Below are 18,881 nucleotides of genomic sequence, written 5' to 3' on the forward strand. Positions count from 1 at the left end.
GAAATCACCTATCTAAATTTTATTTCAAACTTATTATCAGAAAGTTTAGACATTGTATTTATATTCTTATTTCCTATAATATCAATGGTCCATCGAGCTTTCGACTCTTGCGAACTTGAAGAGTAGTTTCTTAAATTGACTATTTTCCCATCAAACTTAGCAAAGTAAACAACCCCTTTCGAGTTTCTTACCTCTTTAAGGGGAAGACCTCCAGTAAGTGACTGAGCATAATCATAGATTTCCTTATCTGTTAGCGTCTCGGACGCAAAAACTTTTGTTGTTCCTTTTTTGTTACTCCCACCATCACCTAAAACTTGCTGTATTGATTTTCCAAAAACATTTACCTTGCCATCTACCTCCGTTTTATCGAAAAGCTTGACCAACTGATCTGTGTTGGTTTTCTGAATATCCCGCAGGTAATTCGCCGTTTTGGTCGACAGATTGGCACCCTCAGCCGTTTCGCCCTTGATGAAATCTGCGACCGGTTGAGCATTGAAGGTTTTTGTTTTATACAACTCATCAGAAGTCTTCACCAACTGCTGCGTTAGCTTCTTCACGCTATCCTCGGTTTTCCCCAAGATCAGCGTGCTGCCGGTAGTGACGGCTCCCGTTCCAATTATGGCCTCCGGTGCCACAATGTCTGCGGCAAAAATTCCGGCCTGGTTCAGGCAAAGCGCGGGGTTGGTTTTGCAACCGGCAATCGCCAATCGTGCCGCCAGAACTAATTCTGGCGCAGCTCCCACCAGCGTCATCCCCCCCGCAGTAAGTACCAGACCGCCGCCACCAACGGTCGCCACTATTGCGGCAGCTTCTCGGCGAGCCACAACACGTTTTGCCGCAGCAACATCGCCTTTATCAGCGGCCAAAATATCTTTCTGATTATCCAGCGCATACTGCAGCAACATATGTTCCGTCATGTTGTAACGGTAGACAGATTGCGCACTGTCCGCAGCGCTGTAAGCCCCTTCTGGCGTATGGGTAGTCAAAGCACCGGTCAGCGCACCGATAACACGTGCCGTTTGCTCTTTAACCTCGTTGCCATTCATCGCCTCCTGCAGACGCAGCAGCTGACGTTCTTTTTCATTGAGGTTGGCCGGTTCGAACAACGTGCTTTGCATAATAACGCCAGCCAGCTCCGCCGCCAGCGCCCCGGCCGCCGCGCCCTTGCCGTCACCACGTCCGATTTCAGCCGCTACGCCGGCAACCACTGCATGGCTGACAGATTTACCGACGACACCCAATACCTCCCCGTTATCACCAATCAGCTTCGCCCCTTCGGCATTAATCTGACTACCGATATTGGCCAACAAGGCGTTAGTCAGATTGTCTTTAAAGCTGCCGCCGTTGATGGTGGTGTTGAGGCTCGAACTGATGACCGACTGCCCCGCCACCCGTTGCGCCACCTTGCTCCAGTCCTGATTACTCAGTTGTGGCAGTTTGACATCGTTCGGATTATTTGGCGTTCCGTTGGCCGCCTTATCCCACCCCATTGCCGAATCGAAACCGCTCAACGCCCCACCAATCGCCATGGAGGTCGCCGTCGCTTTTACCGTGTCGCTATTCCCCAATGCGCGCAACGCTTTTGACATATTGCCTTTATTTTCGACAATCGCGACCGCCGCCTGGGATGCCAGCGAGGACATACCCGCAGTCACCGCACCACCGGCAATACCACCACCAACATTTGCGGCAGCCATTGCTGCCAATGAACTGCCCGCAGTTACCGCCGCCGCAGCAATCGCAATCACTGCCGCTACTGCCGGGTTCAGACTCTGGCTTTTATAGTCCCAACTGTCATAGGCATCCTTGACCATGTTCCACTGTACATCACCACGCTTGTTCAGATCTTTCAGCCATGTAGTACCCGCTGTGTTGCCCATCGCGTTAATTGCACTTTGCAGCACCTGGCCATTTTTTGCCTTCACGTCGGCGCTGACGCCTTTGGCGGCATCAACCGTGAGTCCGCCGCCAGTATAAATGCTCGGCAATACCCACTTGTTTTCCTCATATCCCCGGTTGGACTGAGTAATATAAAATCCTTTAGAAGACGTAACCGTTTGTTCAAAGCTGGTATTTTTCACTGCACGGAAATTGACTTTGCCCTGCGTGCTGGTCAATCGGGCATTTTGCCCAGCCGCAATTTTACTGGCTTCATAGGTGCTGTCGTCACGGCTCAATAGGTTGATATCACCGCCGGCAGAAAACTCGGTGACCTTATTGACAACGTCGTGACGGGTTTGCTTAACCTCGGTTTTTTTACCCCACCACTTGCGCTTAACCTCTTTCTTTTCGTAGTGGCTGGATTCCTCCATCGCCTGGGCATAGAGATACCCGCCTTTAGCGGCCACATCCAACGCCCCTTTAGCCGTCAATTTAGTGGCCTGGAACAAGATACTGCCGTTGGAAATAACGGTCATCAGACCGCCCGCGCTGAGTTCACTGCCTTGTTGAGCCAGGCTTTCCGTATACTCGTTGCCACCGTCCCGATAGGTGTAATTTTGCACCGCGTCAAAACGCATGTTGCCGCCTGTGCTCAATGCCATATCCGCACCAGACAACAATGCGGCTCCACTGGCCGACAGCTCCCCATTCGACGCCAACGTCAAGTTTTTCCCTGCACCCACAAAAGTGGTTAGGTGGCGATCGTCCCTGTTATTATCGTTGGTAGCATCAAGATACGAATATCCCTGCGAACCCAGCCAGAGATTGCGGCCGGCATAGGCGGTGACATTACCGTCCGAATAAAGATAAGCCCCCGGTGCGGCGACATCCTGCCCCGCAGAAATCTGCAGACTGCGCATACCGTTGACGCTAGCTCGCAATTCGGGCGTTCGGGATGAACTAAAATAATGGCTATAGTTTGGATTAACCGTTCTTAGCCCGAGAAGAACGCTTTTTCCTGCGTTCAGCACCATATCCAATGTTGCTTTCAGATAGGTTCCCGGTAGGTCAATATTTTCACCGGCGATAATCGTGATGTTTTCTCTCACCTCTGCCTTGCCAGATGCGGCAAACGCCCGATTAAAATGCTGCTGACCGGAGACACGTTCCGTACTGTTGAGTAGAGCAGACGGAGGTAATAAACGATCATTATTGAAGATCGTGAAACTTTTACCTGCCATACCAGTGATGTTCCAGCCAACATGCAGTTCGGTGTCATTCAGTAAGATGTTTTTTCCTGCGTTCACCATCAGGTCATTGGCAGTGATGTTGGCAAATGCCACGTTGCCATCGGGATGAAAATAGCGAGTGGTTATTGCTGAATGGCTTTTGATATCTCCTGAGCGGCTGATTAAATTAACCTGCGTACCCTGAAGCCGGCTTTGCCAAGCGTCGATATTGTTAATAGCCGTTATCGATAGCTCTCTACCGGCAGACAATTCGGCCTGGCCAAGGTTGACCTGATTGTCCGCCTGGATGGTCAAGTCGTTACGTGCACCAACGCCATCTGTAATATAAATATTATTGGCATGCATCACGATGTTATTCGCGTTGACGGTCTTTGCACGTGGAACAATACCGACATCTTGAGTTCGGGTAGGATCATAAGGGAGTGCAGTATCAAAGTTAATGGTGCTTTTAAAATCAGCAACCAGATTCCCCCCGGCGGCAATGACTGAATTGATGTGTCCTTCATTATTCCAAGCTTGGGTTGTTCCGTCGGCACGAATAAAACTCAAAGGAGGAAAGATCCAACCAATCTCTTTATATTCTCTATATGCATCCGTATCTGGAGTAAAGCGAGTATAAGTTCTGAGTGAGCCAATAGCCTGGCTATTCAGAGTTAAATCATCCCCTGTCAGAATAATATCTTTATTAGCACGAATTTCACTTAAATGATTATAGAGCGAGGATGCGTTCGCATACAAATTAGCGCCAGCATCAATGCGACCTGCGGCTGACACCCCTTGAACAAATTTTTTCTTTGTTTCATTATTTATCCAAACATCCCGAGGAGTGTATATACCCGCAATACACTCCCACCCGTCACTGCATTCAATCTTGAAATAATCGTTTGTAACCTTCAGGTCATTATTATAAACATCATTCCGGTCACGAATATTCCCCGTTTTTCGTGCATTATATATCTCACCAAAAAGCCGCATGCCCTCTTCATCGATTTTATCCGGATGCTCCCCCATGACAAACTTATCAACAACGTTATTCAAGCGTTCAGTTCGTATCACCAAATCACCGCTATTAGTCTTGATGGTCGCGGAGCGGTTTTCAACCAGGTTAGCCTTGTTGCCCTGCGCATCCTTCTGGATCCACAGATTGCGATTGGCATGGATTTTGGCGTCGGCGCCCACGTTACGCACCGTATCGCTGAAAACGCGAATATCGCGGCTGGCGGTAATTTGCCAGGCGTTTGTCAGCGTTTGGCTGGCCAGCGTAGCGTCCTGATCCGCCTGTACCACGCTCCATGGCGCCACAAGCAGCTCTTTCGCGCTGACGTTAAGGTCGGTCTTACTGCGCGTGGTGCCGTTAAGGGTGATTTTACCGTTCACGTTCAGCGTAATGTCACGCTGATTGGTGATAAGGTCTTTCAGGTTAACCCCGACCCCATCCTCATTGGCCACCAGGCGGATCTTGTTGGCGTACATGCCACCCAGCGCCTTGGTGTCCACCGCCAGCACTGGTTTTGCGCCTTCGCCGGCGATCGGCTTGATGGTGCCGTCTTTAAAACTAATGCGGTTGGCACCTTGGGTCAAAGACAGGCTGTTGGCGTTGATTTGTCCATTCACTTCGGTGGCGCGGCTGATGATGTCAACATAGTCGGCGCTATAACCGTCCAGGCCTTTTCCACCGATGGTGACTGCACCTTTTTTGACCTCCAGCGCTTCCAGCGCACCCTGCTTGTCGAATTGCGGTTTGCCGGTGGTCAACGTAACGCCCGGCGCATTGATAAATCCGCAGCCGTCGCAGCTGATGCCGTTGGGGTTGGCTATCATCACGTTGGCCTTATTGCCGAACACCTCGAGCTTGCCCTGCAGCTCGGAACGGCTGCCCCCGGTGACTTCGTTGATGATCAGCTCCGCGGCCTTGCCTTTGAGATTGCCGTTGGCACTCAACTGCCCGGCCAACTGCGACTGACCGGCGGCGGTGGCGTTGTTCAACACCGCGCCGGGCGCGGCGACATTGAAATCCTGATAGCTGTTGTGCGAGATGCCGGCACCGTTTGGCGTGGCGATATTAACTACCGGCACGTTGCCCTGTTGAACCTGGGTATTGCCGTTGGCGGCGTTGATGCCGGCGGCGAAGGCCGGGTGCAACGGCTGCAGTGCCGTCAGATAGATCAGCAAATAGCTGGCGCCGCGCGCCAGCGGGTGATTAAGTTTATCCACTCTTCACTCCTTTGAAAGGACATTGGTTTTCAGGCGCCTACCGGCGCCGGTGCTGTGCGCTGGCGTTATAATGTGACGGTGGCTTGCCAGTAGACCACCCAAAGATCGGGTTTCAGGCTGTCCGGGTGCGCCAGCGGCTTGCCGACGGTGAGCGACTGGTTGAACCATCGGCTATTCAGCGCAGCGCCGAGCGCTACGCCGGTAACGTTGCCGCCGTCAATTTTTCCGGCGCGCCCCTGCACCCAGCCGGAGTCCAGCGCGCCGATCAAAGCAAGTTCTCCCAGCCCCGGCTGCGTCATCCATTGCCAATTGAGCTCATTGCGCCAATAAGCGCCGCGATTGCCGGTCAGGTACTGTTCCTTGAATCCGCGCACCGAGTATTGCCCGCCCACAGAAATACGCTCGCTGGAATACAGGTTATCCGCTGTCGTTTGCCCATGGGCTGAGGTGAGGTAGTACAGTGAGGAAGTCAGGGGATAGAAGTAGCTGCCACTGAGGCTTAACTTGCGAAACTCGCTGCGTGGCGCATCGTCATACTGCGGATTATCAGGTGTTGCACCCAACATGTGCAGGCCGTGACTGATCATCGGATTGAGCGTCAAATAACCGCGCCCTACTACGGCACTGTAATTTGCACCCAGGCTGAATACGCTGAGCGTGGGGCTACTGACCGCTAACCGCTCCCCCGCCAACTGATTGTTGGTGCGCCTTCGTGTCAGTCCCATGTCCACAGATAGCTTGCGCGTACCATCGCGCAACAACGTACGGTTGATGCCTAGCCGTTGGGTCTGGCTGCTTCCCTGATAACGATAGGTGTCTGCATTGAACGGAATGCTTTGAAAGAAATCGTTCCAGGCATATTGATAACTGAACAGCCAGTAACCGTAGGGTAAGGTCACACCTCCGTTTAGGCTGCGGCTGCGATGGTTACGGCTAAAGTCGTCGTTACGCGTCGCAGAAAGCGACCACTGATCGGCAAAATACAGCGGGTTGTCCAGTGTCACACCGACATTTATCTGTCCTGTACCGGTGCTTTTCTGTCCACTGTTGTCTGCACTAAAAGAAATCGCAACGGGCAAACGTGCGGAGCCACGCCGCAATACCACCTTTGAATAACCTGAATGGGTGCCGGGCTGAATGTCTATGCTCACCTGCAGTGAGGGCAGCCGGTTGAGCTGTTCCATGCCCTGCTCGATATCCCGCAGGTTTAATACCTCGCCGGCCATGCCGGGGAACGCCATGCCCAATGCCAACCTGCTTTCGCCGTCGAGAGTAATGGATTCGACCCGCCCTTCGCTGGCGCTGATGGTCAGCATGCCGGTAGAAATATCTTGTTCTTGCAGATAGGCCTGAGAGGTGACATAGCCACGTTGCAAATAGGCATTGGTGGTTTCACGCACCAGGCGATTGATAGCGCTCAGCGTTAGGCAGCGCCCTTGGTAGGGTTTGGCCAGCCTGGCTTTTACCGACCAGGAAAGGTGTTCGGCCCCCTGAAACCTAATCTGCCGCACATGCTGACAGGCTTCACCAGCGGCGGAAGGCGCCGGCAAGGGTAAGGCCGGCAGAGAAACGTTGTTTTGCAACGCCTCACGCTGTTGCTGCGCCTGTTCCAATAACATCTTTTGCTGTTGGTTGATGCTGTCCCGGTCAGCCGGGCTGGAGGGTTCAGCCGCCTGAGTAACGCTGAAAAAACATCCACAGACAATGAGCGCCAAAATCCTGAAACGGGGCTTCCATGCACACACTTTAAAACATCCATTTACGATAATTTACATACATTATCGAAGTCTAAACATTTCAGGGCAACATTTCCATACGAATGAGAATCATTTTTATTAAAAAATTAAAAAAGCATGCAATGCGCAGAGAGGGGTTGCAGAAGGATGGGTGAAAATTGAATCATTTTGCGGTGGTTTCCCTGCGGCGCAGCACCGCAGGGGTAAATCAACCATAGCGCCCGGTAATATAATCCTCGGTACGGCGCTGGCGCGGTGAGGTGAAGATGTCGTCGGTGTCGTTATATTCCACCAATCGGCCCTGATGAATAAACGCCGTGTAATCGGATACTCGCGCCGCCTGCTGCATGTTGTGGGTCACCAGCACCACGCTGTAGTGCTGTTTTAGCGCAGAAATCAGCTCTTCAATGGTTAGCGTAGAGATCGGATCCAGTGCCGAGGTCGGTTCATCGAGCAGCAGCACTTCCGGTTCGATGGCGATTGCCCGCGCAATCACCAGCCGCTGTTGCTGACCGCTGGAAAGGCGAAACGCGTTCTCGCGCAGCCGGTCTTTTACCTCGTGCCACAGCGCTGCGGCACGCAGCGAACGTTCCACCGCTTCATCAAGGATGCGCCGATCGCGCACGCCCTGCAGCCGCAGGCCGTAAACCACGTTTTCATAAATCGACTTCGGGAAGGGATTCGGACGCTGGAACACCATGCCGACCCGCCGTCTCAGCGCCGCAACGTCGATCTGCGTTCCCGAGATGCCCTGGCCGTTAAGTTGTAGTTCGCCTTCAATCCGGCAGTTGTCCACCAAATCATTCATACGGTTGAAACAACGCAGCAGCGTCGATTTACCGCAGCCGGAGGGGCCGATCAGCGCCGTCACCCGGTGTTTCGGGATACGCAGTGAAATATCGTGCAGTACCTGCTTCTCACCATAAAACAACTTGAGATCCTTTACCGCCAACGCGGTATCTTCATCCTCAAGATGCTGGACATCCAGCCGGGGCAAACTGCCTGGCGTCATCAAACCCATTGGGCACTCTCCAGCAATAGCTTCATTGTTACTGCGACCATGCTTTATACCGCTCCCTTAGCGAATGTCGGATGCCCATCGCCGCCAGATTCAACCCCACCACAATCGCCACCAACAGGAAGGCGGTGGCGAACACCAGCGGCCGGGCGGCTTCTACGCTCGGGCTCTGGAAGGCCATATCGTAAATCTGGAAGCTCAGGTGCATAAACTTCCGCTCCAGATGCAGATACGGGAAAATATCATCCACCGGCAACACCGGCACGGATTTCACCACGCCCACCAGCATCAGCGGTGCGGTCTCTCCAGCGGCGCGCGCGACCGCCAGGATCAACCCCGTCATCATGGCAGGTGCTGCCATTGGCAGAACAATGCGCCACAGCGTTTCCGCCCGGCTGGCACCTAATGCCAGCGATCCCTGACGCAATGAGGCAGGAATGCGCGACAACCCTTCTTCGGTAGCGACAATCACCACCGGCAAGGTCAGCAGCGCCAGCGTCAACGCCGCCCACAGCACGCCCGGCGTGCCAAAGGTCGGGTTGGGCAGCGACTCCGGGAAGAACAGTTGATCGAGCGTGCCGCCAATCATATAAACAAAGAAGCCCAGACCAAATACCCCATAGACAATCGAGGGTACGCCGGCCAGATTCACCACCGCAATACGGATCAGCCGTGTCAGCAAATTATTACCGGCGTACTCGTGCAGATAAACCGCGGCAATGACGCCGAACGGCATCACCACAATCGACATCAGGATCACCATCAACACCGTGCCAAAAATGGCCGGGAATACGCCGCCTTCGGTATTGGCCTCACGTGGGCTGTCAGTAAGGAATTTCTTGATCTGCTCGCCCCAGTGCACCAGCTTCTGGGTGGTATTCATCGCATTGGGATACCAGGCATCGCGCACCTGGCTGAGCGCAATAGTATGAACCTGGCCGTGCATATCCCGCAGCAGCAGCGCATCACGGTGACGATCGCGGTTCAAGCCTTCCAGTCGGTCAGACAACAACCGATACTGACGTTGCAGTTCCAGTCTCTCAGCGTTGATGGACGCCTGCGCACGGGCGTCGAGCTTGTCGTCATGCTGCAGGCTTTTCTCCCGCAGGCGCAGCGCATCAAACCGTTGGTTGATACGCGCCATATCGCGGAACTGAATATCATGCGCCTGACGGGAAAGCGCGGCAATTTGCGGCAAACGCTGCAACAGCGCCTGGCTGAGATTACGCCCGGTCAACGGCTGGCCGTCCTCCAGCATGCCCGCCAGATAACCATAGGCGGTGCCATTACTGTTGCGTTCCAGTACCAGCAAATTGCGCGGCGTGCTTTGGCTCAGAATGTCACCGGCCAGCAGCGTGCGGAAGTCCTGCCCTTCGCTGTCACGATTACCCACTTTGATCAGATAGCGCTCAAAACTCTGCGCATCTCCTGGCGGCAAGGCAATCCCGGACTCCTGCAATTGACGGCGCGGAATGCTCTGCTGTTGGTACAGTTCGCCAATCATGGTCACCGATCCTGCAGCGCTCTGATTGAGTTCAAACTGGTAGACCGGGCTGGGCCAGAAATAGCGCATCCCCTGCCCGGCCAGCAACAGCATAATGCCGATCAACGCCAGCAGGCTGACGGCCACCGATCCGGCTGTCAGCCAGATCCACGGCGAGCCGCTCTTGGCCCAAAGCCTCATGGCGCCTCCTGATTCAGGGTATAGCGCTCACGCAGGCGCAGACGGATCGCCTCCGCCAGCGTGTTGAAGACAAAGGTGAAAATAAACAGCACCAGTGCGGTCAGGAACAGCACCCGATAATGGCTGCTGTCGGCCACCGCCTCCGGCATTTCGATGGCGATATTGGCCGCCAGGGCACGCAAGCCCTGGAACAGGCTACCGTCGATCACCGGCGTGTTGCCGGTCGCCATCAGCACAATCATGGTTTCCCCCACCGCTCGACCAAAACCGATCATCAGTGCCGAAAAAATACCGGCGCTGGCCGATGGCAGAACCACCCGCATCACGGTTTGCCACTGGGTCGCACCCAACGCCAGCGATCCCTGGCTCAGGGTAGCCGGCACGCTGAACAAGGCGTCTTCCGCCAGTGAGAAGATGATCGGCACCAGTGCAAACCCCATTGCCACCCCCACCACCAGCGCATTGCGCTGGTCGTAATCATCGCCCAGCCAAAAATGCAGCGGCTCGCCAAACAGTTTTACCTCCAGCCACGGCCCCACGCTGAACGCCAACCAGACGGTCAGTATCATCAACGGCAGCAGGATCAGCAGATCTATGCCCGGCGGCAAGCGGCGCGGTGCCAGCTTGTTCACCAGAGCGCCGCAGGCCAGCACCACTGCCGCCAACAACAGCGGCAGTGACAGCACCGTCAGCAGATAGTGTTCAATCACCGGCGCCAGCCAGATACCGGCCACCAGCCCAATCACCACCGTTGGCAGTGCACCCATCACCTCAATCGCCGGCTTGATCACCCGCCGTAGCCCGGCCGACATGAAATAGGCGGTATAAATAGCCCCGGCCAATGCCAGCGGAATGGCAAACAGCATGGCGTAAGCCGCTGCCTTAAAGGTGCCAAAAATGACCGGCATCAGGCTGAACTTGGCCTGATAGCTGTCCTCACCGGAGGTGGATTGCCAAACATAGGCGGGCTCGGGGTAATTTTCATACCACACCTTGTGCCATAGCGAGCGCCAGGTGACATCGGGATAAGGGTTATCGATCGGATAATGCTGCCAACCCTGCGCCGTTTCCAGCAGCAGGCCGTCACCACGTGGAGCAAACGCCATCTGTTGCACCCCGGTGCTCAACCGGCCATTCAACAACGGCTGTGGCTGAATGCTGGAAAACAGCGAGAAGCCCCCGTCGGGCCTCAGTGTGGCGAACACCCGACGATAAGGTTCAGCCACCAGCAAATCCCGTGGTTCGGACTGATGGTCGAAATGCTGCACCGGCGTCAGTTGCCAGCGCTGCCCTTTTTCAACATCAAACCACTCACGCAGGCTGCCGTCAGCCGCTTCAATCAATAAGGCGCTGCCACCGGGCAAGGCCGTCAGTTGATAAGGAATGCGATCGCCGAGAATACGCGTTTCCTTAAGCTGTAACTGAGTGTCGTTAATTTGATAGCGCGCCAGTCGGTTACCCGACAACAGGTACAACTGACGGCCGTCCGGCGTCAGCACCAACTGTTGCACCGCGCTCTCGAGCGGGCTTTCGCTGAGCTGCGGCGCCTGGTCGCTGCCAAAACGGCCAAACACCAAACGCCGGTCTTCGGTAACCCCGGCCAGCAGATACTGCCCGTGCCGCGCTTCGGACAGTGCCAACAATGCCAGGGGCCGCCCCTGTTTATCCAGCGCCAATGGTCGTTGCCCCAGTGGGAATAGCCACTGTGGTGCAGAGGTGCTCGCAGCGGCAAAATCCGCACTGGCGATGATAAAACGACCATCGGCCTGCGCCAGAGCAAACAGGTCACGTTCCCCGGCCGCCTGGGTCAGCAACGCCGGTTTGGTCAGCAATGGCTGCTGCGTTAATGGCTTGCCGGTGCCGGCGGGATCCTGCTGCGTCAGGGAGTAAAACTGCCCTGCTCCCTGCGTATCAATGCGATAGCCGATACGCTGCTGCACATCCATACCCAGCGCCAGCGCAGGCGCGGTGGCGCTAATCGGTAACGGCTTTGCCTGCCCCATCGCCGCCGGTTTAAACAGCGGCAGCACCGCAAACAGCAGGTAAACGAAGATCAGCATTAGCGTCATCAGTACCAGCAGCCCACTGACGGTCACGGCCGCCTGCACGCTACGGTCGATGCGCGCACGCAGCCGATCCCGGGGATGTTGGTTTACCGTAGTCTGTGCCATGTCTCTCGCTGTCGCTGATGTAAGCAGGCTTGCGCCATAGAATAACCGGGCATCTTATGTCAGTTTTATGACGTTTGCATGACAAAGTTGCCCGCCGAGTGCGTCGAACTTTAGGCTACACATAAGCATTATTAATCACATATATTGCTGAAAAATGATGATAAACCCGATCACATCTATAAACACAAAGCATGAAATGCGGCATTTTATGCCAGTTGGTAATGTCACGCAGTCCCAACGCCGCAGAAAATATTTTTACGCCTTAAAATGCCTCGCGCCAGGGTAATGGATATGTTGGACTTTCCTGTCAATCTCTCGCAATAATGATGAAGGACACTGAAGCGGCATCCGGGCTGCGTCCCGGATCCTTTTCTAAAATTGAACTGGAGTGGCAATGGGTCAGGAAAAGCTCTACATCGAAAAAGAACTAAGCTGGTTATCCTTTAATGAACGCGTATTGCAGGAAGCCGCAGATAAGAGCAATCCCCTGATTGAGCGCATGCGTTTTCTGGGCATTTACTCCAATAACCTTGACGAGTTCTATAAGGTCCGCTTTGCCGATCTCAAACGACGCATTCTGATCAGCGAAGAACAAGGCTCTGGCGGCGCTTCACGCCATCTGCTGAAAAAGATCCAGGCCAAGGTATTAAAAACCGATCAAGAATTCGACAGCCTGTATAACGATTTGCTGCTGGAAATGGCGCGTAATCAGATCTTCCTGATCAACGAACGTCAGGTGTCGGAGAACCAGCAAATTTGGCTGCGACAATACTTCAAACAGCATCTGCGTCAGCACATCACGCCCATCCTGATCAATCACGAAACCAACCTGGTGCAGTTCCTGAAAGACGATTACACCTATCTGGCGGTGGAGATTATTCGCGGCATACGCATCGATTATGCGCTGCTGGAGATCCCGTCCGATAAGGTGCCGCGCTTCGTCAACCTGCCGCCGGAAGCCCCGCGCCGTCGCAAACCGATGATCCTGCTGGACAACATTCTGCGCTACTGCCTGGACGATATTTTCAAGGGTTTCTTCGACTACGACGCGCTCAATGCCTATTCGATGAAAATGACCCGCGACGCGGAATACGATCTGGTCACTGAGATGGAATCGAGCCTGCTGGAACTGATGTCCTCCAGCCTGAAACAGCGCCTGACCGCCGAGCCGGTACGTTTTGTTTATCAGCGCGACATGCCGAATGAAATGGTGGAATTGCTGCGCGGCAAGCTGGGTATCTCCAACTATGACTCGGTGATCGCCGGCGGCCGCTATCATAACTTTAAAGACTTTATCGGCTTCCCGAACGTCGGCAAGGCCAATCTGGTCAACAAACCGCTGCCACGCCTGCGCCATACCTGGTTCGAAAAGTTCCGCAACGGTTTTGACGCCATCCGCGAACAGGACGTGCTGCTTTACTACCCATACCACACCTTTGAACACGTGCTGGAACTGGTGCGTCAGGCGTCATTTGACCCTAGCGTGCTGGCGATAAAAATCAATATTTACCGCGTGGCGAAAGACTCACGTATTATCGAATCGATGATCCACGCCGCCCACAACGGCAAGAAAGTCACAGTGGTGGTAGAGCTGCAGGCACGTTTTGATGAAGAGGCCAACATCCACTGGGCCAAGCGCCTGACGGAAGCCGGCGTGCACGTAATCTTCTCAGCTCCAGGCCTGAAAATCCACGCAAAACTGTTCCTGATCTCACGCCGTGAAGGCGACGAGATTGTGCGCTATGCTCATATCGGTACCGGCAACTTTAACGAGAAAACCGCGCGTATTTATACCGACTATTCATTGCTGACCGCCGACTCACGCATCACCAACGAAGTGCGTCGGGTGTTTAACTTTATCGAAAACCCGTACCGGCCGGTCACCTTCGACAACCTGATGGTATCGCCGCAGAACTCGCGCCTGAAGCTGTATGAGTTAATCGACCGGGAAATTGCCAATGCCGAGGCCGGCCTTCCCGCCGGCATTATGCTGAAAATCAACAATCTGGTGGATAAAGGGCTGGTAGATCGGTTATATACCGCATCCGGCGCCGGTGTAAAAATCCGCCTGTTGGTGCGAGGTATGTGTTCTTTGATTCCCAACCTGCCGGGGATCAGTGACAATATTCAAGTAATCAGCATCGTCGACCGCTATCTGGAACACGACCGGGTTTACGTTTTCGAAAACAAAGGTGACAAACTGGTTTATCTGTCCTCTGCCGACTGGATGACCCGTAACATAGATTACCGCATCGAAGTCGCGGTCTCGCTGCTGGATCCAACGCTGAAACAACGAGTTCTGGATATTCTGGAAATTCTGTTCAGCGACACGGTCAAGGCACGTTACCTCGATAAAGAACTGAGCAACCAGTACGTACCGCGCGGCAACCGCCGTAAAGTCCGTTCTCAGGTTGCCATTTACGAGTATTTAAAAGCTCTGGAACAACCAGGACAGTAGGCCAGCAACTATGCCGCTAAAAAGCACTGCAACAAATAAACCGCAGGAAATTGCTGCCATCGACCTCGGGTCGAACAGTTTCCATATGGTGATTGCCCGCGTCGTCAACGGCGCTTTACAGGTATTGGGCCGTTTAAAACAACGGGTCCACCTCGCCGATGGATTGGACAGCAACAATGTGCTCAGTGAAGAGGCAATAGAACGTGGACTGGCCTGCCTGGCGCTGTTTGCCGAACGGCTGCAGGGCTTCCCGGCGGATAACGTCACCATCGTCGGTACTCACACCCTGCGTCAGGCCGTTAACGCGGAAGTGTTTCTCAAACGTGCAGCTAAAGTGATCCCCTACCCGATTGAAATCATCGCCGGACAGGAAGAAGCGCGTCTGATCTTTATGGGCGTGGAGCACACCCAGCCGGAAAAAGGCCGCAAGCTGGTGATCGATATCGGCGGTGGTTCTACTGAGCTGGTGATCGGTGAAGACTTTGAGCCGCTGCTGGCGGAAAGCCGCCGTATGGGCTGCGTCAGTTTCGCCCAGCAGTTTTTCCCAGGCGGTGAAATCAGTAAAAACAATTTCAAGCGTGCGCGCCTGGCAGCGGCACAGAAGCTGGAAACCCTGGCCTGGCAGTACCGTATTCAGGGTTGGCAGTATGCTCTGGGCGCGTCCGGTACCATCAAGGCCGCACACGAAGTGCTGGTGGCGATGGGCGAAAAAGACGGCCTGATCACCCTGGAACGGCTGGAGATGCTGACGGAGCAGGTGTTGCAGTTTAAAAGCTTCAGCTCCCTGAGCCTGCCGGGGCTGTCGGAAGACCGTCAGTCGGTGTTTGTACCGGGTCTGGCTATCCTGTGCGGCGTGTTCGACGCGCTGGCAATCCGCGACCTGCGTCTTTCTGACGGCGCACTGCGCGAAGGCGTACTGTACGAAATGGAGGGCCGTTTCCGCCATCAGGATATCCGCAGCCGTACCGCAAAAAGCCTGGCCGATCACTACAATATCGACCGTGAGCAGGCCAAGCGGGTGCTGGACACCACCGAACTGCTGTACGCACAGTGGATGGCGCAAAACACCAAGCTGGCAAATCCGCAGTTGGAAGCGCTGTTGAAATGGGCCGCCATGTTGCATGAGGTGGGGCTGAGCATCAACCACAGCGGCATGCATCGCCACTCGGCCTATATTCTACAAAACACCAACCTGCCCGGCTTTAATCAGGAGCAGCAGTTGCTGTTGGCAGCGCTGGTGCGTTTCCACCGCAAGGGTATCAAGCTGGAAGAACTGCCGCGGCTGAACCTGTTCAAGAAAAAGCATTACCTGCCGCTGATCCAACTGCTGCGTTTGAGCACCCTGCTCAATAACCAGCGTCAGTCGACCACCACCCCCGAGACGCTGCGCCTGAGTACTGACGATAATCACTGGACGCTGCGTTTCCCGGCCGGTTATCTGGCGTTAAACAACCTGGTACAACTGGATCTTGAACGTGAGCAGGCCTACTGGAATGACGTCGTCGGCTGGAAGCTGATTTGCGAAGAAGAAGAGACCCAAAACGAGCAACGTACTGCCTGAGTCTTTCGCCCCCTGCCTGCCGGGGGGCAAACTCAACGCGGTGTCGGTAACAGCGCCAGCAAGGGTTGTGGCTCGCCAATGAAGTAGCCCTGCATATAGTCCACGCCAACCCCTTTCAGCGCGACCAACTGCTCCATGCTTTCCACATATTCAGCCACTATCGCCAGCCGCTTCATGCGCGCAACCTTGCAGATAGACGTAATGACCTGGAAATCCACCGGATTGGTCAGCATGTCACGCACGAAACTGCCGTCGATTTTCAACATGTCGACCGGCAGCATCTTCAGCCGATCGTAGCTGGCATAGCCGGTGCCGAAGTCATCCAGCGCAATGCGACACCCCATCTCACGCAATGCCTGCAAATTGGCCCCGGCATAGGCCGTATCCTGCAACAGATGCGATTCGGTCACTTCCAGCGTCAATTGATAGGGCTCAATCTGGTACTGCTCCAGCAGGCTGTTGACATCGTGGCGCAGCATAGGCCGGCACAGCGAAGAAGGTGACAGATTAACCGCGAAACGCGCACTGGGCAGTTCGGCACGGTACAGATCCATAAATTTCAGCGTATTGCGCAACACCCACAGGTCCAGCCGATACGCCAGGCCGAACTCATGTGCCACCGGCAGAAAATCATTAGGCGATATGATCTCTCCGCACGTATCGCGCATGCGCAGTAGAATTTCATGATATCGGTCACCGCGCAGGCCCACGATCGGCTGCGCCATCAGAATGAACCCATCGTTATCCAACGCATGCTGTACACCATGCAGTAACTCGACTTTGCGCTTAATTTCTTCCTGTACCCATTGCCCACCGTTTTGCACGCTCTCCGGTTTGCCGCTGGTCAACGATACTTCGGCCAACGAGCTAAGCTCCCCCAGCAGAAGGTAGAGATGTTCGAAATCCGCATTCACGCTGCAATAGCCTAACCCCAGCGGCGGATGGAGCGGCAACCCGTTCCATATCAGACGGAATTTCTCCAGCGCGTGGTAGATCTGCAAAACCTTTTCTTCGCTGTCTTCGCCATCCACCCGCAGCAACAGATCATAACCCGGCAGATGATATACGCCCTCACCGGGTGCCAATACCTGATGCAGCAGCGCCGCCAACTGCTGTTTGAAACGAATGCGCAATTGCATACCGTAGTTGCGGCTCAGCAAATCCAGCTCGCTAACGCGCAGGAAACACAGCGTTGAAGGTAATGACAAGGTCAGATCGCGCTTGAGGGCGCGCAGGTTAGGCAAGCCAATCACCGGATCTTGCAGCGCAGCGCTTTGCGCCCTGGCATGACTTAATCGCTGGCGGGTATTGAGCGCCGACATCAGGTAAATACACAGGGTAAACACCACCATCATCGAGGAGATGACTGCCAGGTTATGCAATAAATTGTCGCGCTGCGCATAACCGGGATAATGGAAAAACAGCACCAGCAGCGAAGAAGACCAGATAATGCAGTTGAATTGGTAGCCAAAGCGCATCGCGCCATACAGCATCACCGGCAGCAACAGGATCAGGCCATAGCCCCCCAGCAGCAGAGGATTGGAATTTTTGGCGTAGTAAGACAGCAAGGCCACCATGCTGACCAGCACCAGCAACCACAGAGACAACTCTTTTTTATCGGCCTGGGGAGCCATTTCACGGCCAAAACGTCGCCACAGCGTCAGTGCGAACCTGGGCTTGTTCAATAGACGCAACATAAAGTAGAACAGCGGCATAGCGGACAGGCAACCCAGCAGCAGCGCCTGAAAATTGACCAGGGCCAACAAATAATCACTATTACCGGGCATCATCCCCAGTTCGTCAGGCAATTGGGCCAGAGCGACCAGCAGTTTCAGGCCGAAGACAAACAGCAACGCCGGCAGCACCACCAACCAGATCAACCTCGCTTTGACCAATGTCGGTACGCCGGGGGCCGCACACCAACGACGCTGAGTCTGGCTGCGATAGCCCAACCAGCACAGGATCAGACAAAGCAGGTACAACGAGGTGACCAATATGCCGCTCTCCAGCCCCAGTCGGCTCGCGTATCGCACCATGATGGCAAGGGTAATGCCCGGCAGCGCCCGCCAGTCGTAGACCATCAACAACGCAATGCAGGCTGCCAGTGGCAGATAGAGCAGATAGACTTTGCCCTCTGGCAACATAATGCGCGGCGACAACCAACCGGCGAACGGGATCAACAACAAGCCCCAGATGAGGGGATAACCCCACCAGCGCTCGCGTAAATGCTTCCAGAATATTGGCTTAACCATAAAAATAACGAGTCCGTCAGGGCGCAATTCCATTCGCGCGTTCAGGTAATAAGGCAGGTTCCTTTACGTACCTCTATCCATTCATGAGGCAAAGTGAAAGTAACATATGCGACAGGAGAATGGAGTGGAATTTTATGCGGCAGGGTCAGCAAGGGTTTGACTGCGATCAATCATGGAGGAAAAGTTGGGTAAATATGTGTAAGCCTATTTTTGGTATTTTCTTAAGTCTATGATCCAATAGACAAACTAAAACTCTTGCTAAACATAAGTGAAATATCCGACGGTACCAACTGGAAATAAATGGACAATATTTGTCATCGATAGCTAAAATTCCGTTTACAATTTATCGGCTTTCACCGTCGTTGAATGACACAGGAAACCGGCATGCCGGGTGATATATGCGTAAAAAAACCACCGGACAGATGACAAAAATAGTACTGTTTGTCAGCTTTATCATTTTGGTTGGCCGTCTGCTGTATGCTGCGGTGGTCGCAGTACCCCATCATCAGGAAAAAAAGCTCGCCCCTTATCAAACAACCACCGAAACAGGCGGCGAAAACCAGGGCACCGCTCCCTGACTTCAAAGACCCAGGCTACTTTGCAGGGCTTGCGAATAGTTAAGCAGCCTGCCGGCGTTTCGGCATGCCAGGCCCCTT

General features: G+C 54.2%; 9 protein-coding genes. 3 read left to right on the plus strand and 6 right to left on the minus strand.

Annotation, left to right across the window (positions count from 1 at the left end; translation table 11 throughout):
* Window positions 1–8: 8 nt before the first annotated feature.
* The 5 genes from ACNT1W_RS20105 to ACNT1W_RS20125 form a co-directional block, all read right to left on the minus strand.
* Complete coding sequence (locus tag ACNT1W_RS20105) at window positions 9–5,345, minus strand: DUF637 domain-containing protein (protein WP_419246056.1); 5,337 nt, start codon at window positions 5,343–5,345, stop codon at window positions 9–11.
* A gap of 65 nt (window positions 5,346–5,410) precedes the next feature.
* Window positions 5,411–7,060 (minus strand): ShlB/FhaC/HecB family hemolysin secretion/activation protein, encoded by a 1,650-nt coding sequence (locus ACNT1W_RS20110; protein ID WP_261408584.1) that lies wholly within the window; start codon window positions 7,058–7,060, stop codon window positions 5,411–5,413.
* A gap of 229 nt (window positions 7,061–7,289) precedes the next feature.
* Window positions 7,290–8,102, minus strand: coding sequence for a phosphate ABC transporter ATP-binding protein PstB (gene pstB / locus ACNT1W_RS20115; RefSeq protein WP_419246057.1), 813 nt, complete (start codon window positions 8,100–8,102; stop codon window positions 7,290–7,292).
* 28 nt (window positions 8,103–8,130) lie between these two features.
* Window positions 8,131–9,783 carry a phosphate ABC transporter permease PstA gene (gene pstA, locus ACNT1W_RS20120; RefSeq protein ID WP_419246058.1) on the minus strand — a complete coding sequence of 551 codons (1,653 nt, stop codon included), beginning with the start codon at window positions 9,781–9,783 and terminating at the stop codon, window positions 8,131–8,133.
* Window positions 9,780–11,954 carry an ABC transporter permease subunit gene (locus ACNT1W_RS20125; protein ID WP_419246059.1) on the minus strand — a complete coding sequence of 725 codons (2,175 nt, stop codon included), beginning with the start codon at window positions 11,952–11,954 and terminating at the stop codon, window positions 9,780–9,782. Before ACNT1W_RS20125 ends, pstA begins: the two co-directional genes overlap by 4 nt.
* Window positions 11,955–12,348: 394 nt before the next feature.
* On the opposite strand from ACNT1W_RS20125, the gene ppk1 reads away from it, so the two are divergent.
* Together ppk1 and ppx are read left to right on the plus strand one after the other, a co-directional pair.
* Complete coding sequence (gene ppk1, locus ACNT1W_RS20130; RefSeq protein ID WP_012146250.1) at window positions 12,349–14,412, plus strand: polyphosphate kinase 1; 2,064 nt, start codon at window positions 12,349–12,351, stop codon at window positions 14,410–14,412.
* A gap of 10 nt (window positions 14,413–14,422) precedes the next feature.
* Window positions 14,423–15,973 (plus strand): exopolyphosphatase, encoded by a 1,551-nt coding sequence (ppx, locus tag ACNT1W_RS20135; RefSeq protein WP_012146251.1) that lies wholly within the window; start codon window positions 14,423–14,425, stop codon window positions 15,971–15,973.
* A gap of 32 nt (window positions 15,974–16,005) precedes the next feature.
* Here ppx and ACNT1W_RS20140 read toward each other — a convergent pair whose 3' ends face one another.
* The gene (locus tag ACNT1W_RS20140; protein WP_232020732.1) at window positions 16,006–18,225 is read right to left on the minus strand and encodes a GGDEF domain-containing phosphodiesterase; all 2,220 of its coding nucleotides are present in this window, start codon (window positions 18,223–18,225) and stop codon (window positions 16,006–16,008) included.
* A gap of 398 nt (window positions 18,226–18,623) precedes the next feature.
* Between ACNT1W_RS20140 and ACNT1W_RS20145 the strand changes: the two genes are divergently transcribed.
* On the plus strand, window positions 18,624–18,803 hold the full coding sequence (locus tag ACNT1W_RS20145; protein ID WP_012146253.1) for a YfgG family protein: 180 nt from the start codon (window positions 18,624–18,626) through the stop codon (window positions 18,801–18,803).
* The last annotated feature ends 78 nt before the right edge of the window (window positions 18,804–18,881 follow it).

Source organism: Serratia sp. NFX21 (genome assembly GCF_048517035.1).
Classification (GTDB): Bacteria; Pseudomonadota; Gammaproteobacteria; order Enterobacterales; family Enterobacteriaceae; genus Serratia; species Serratia quinivorans.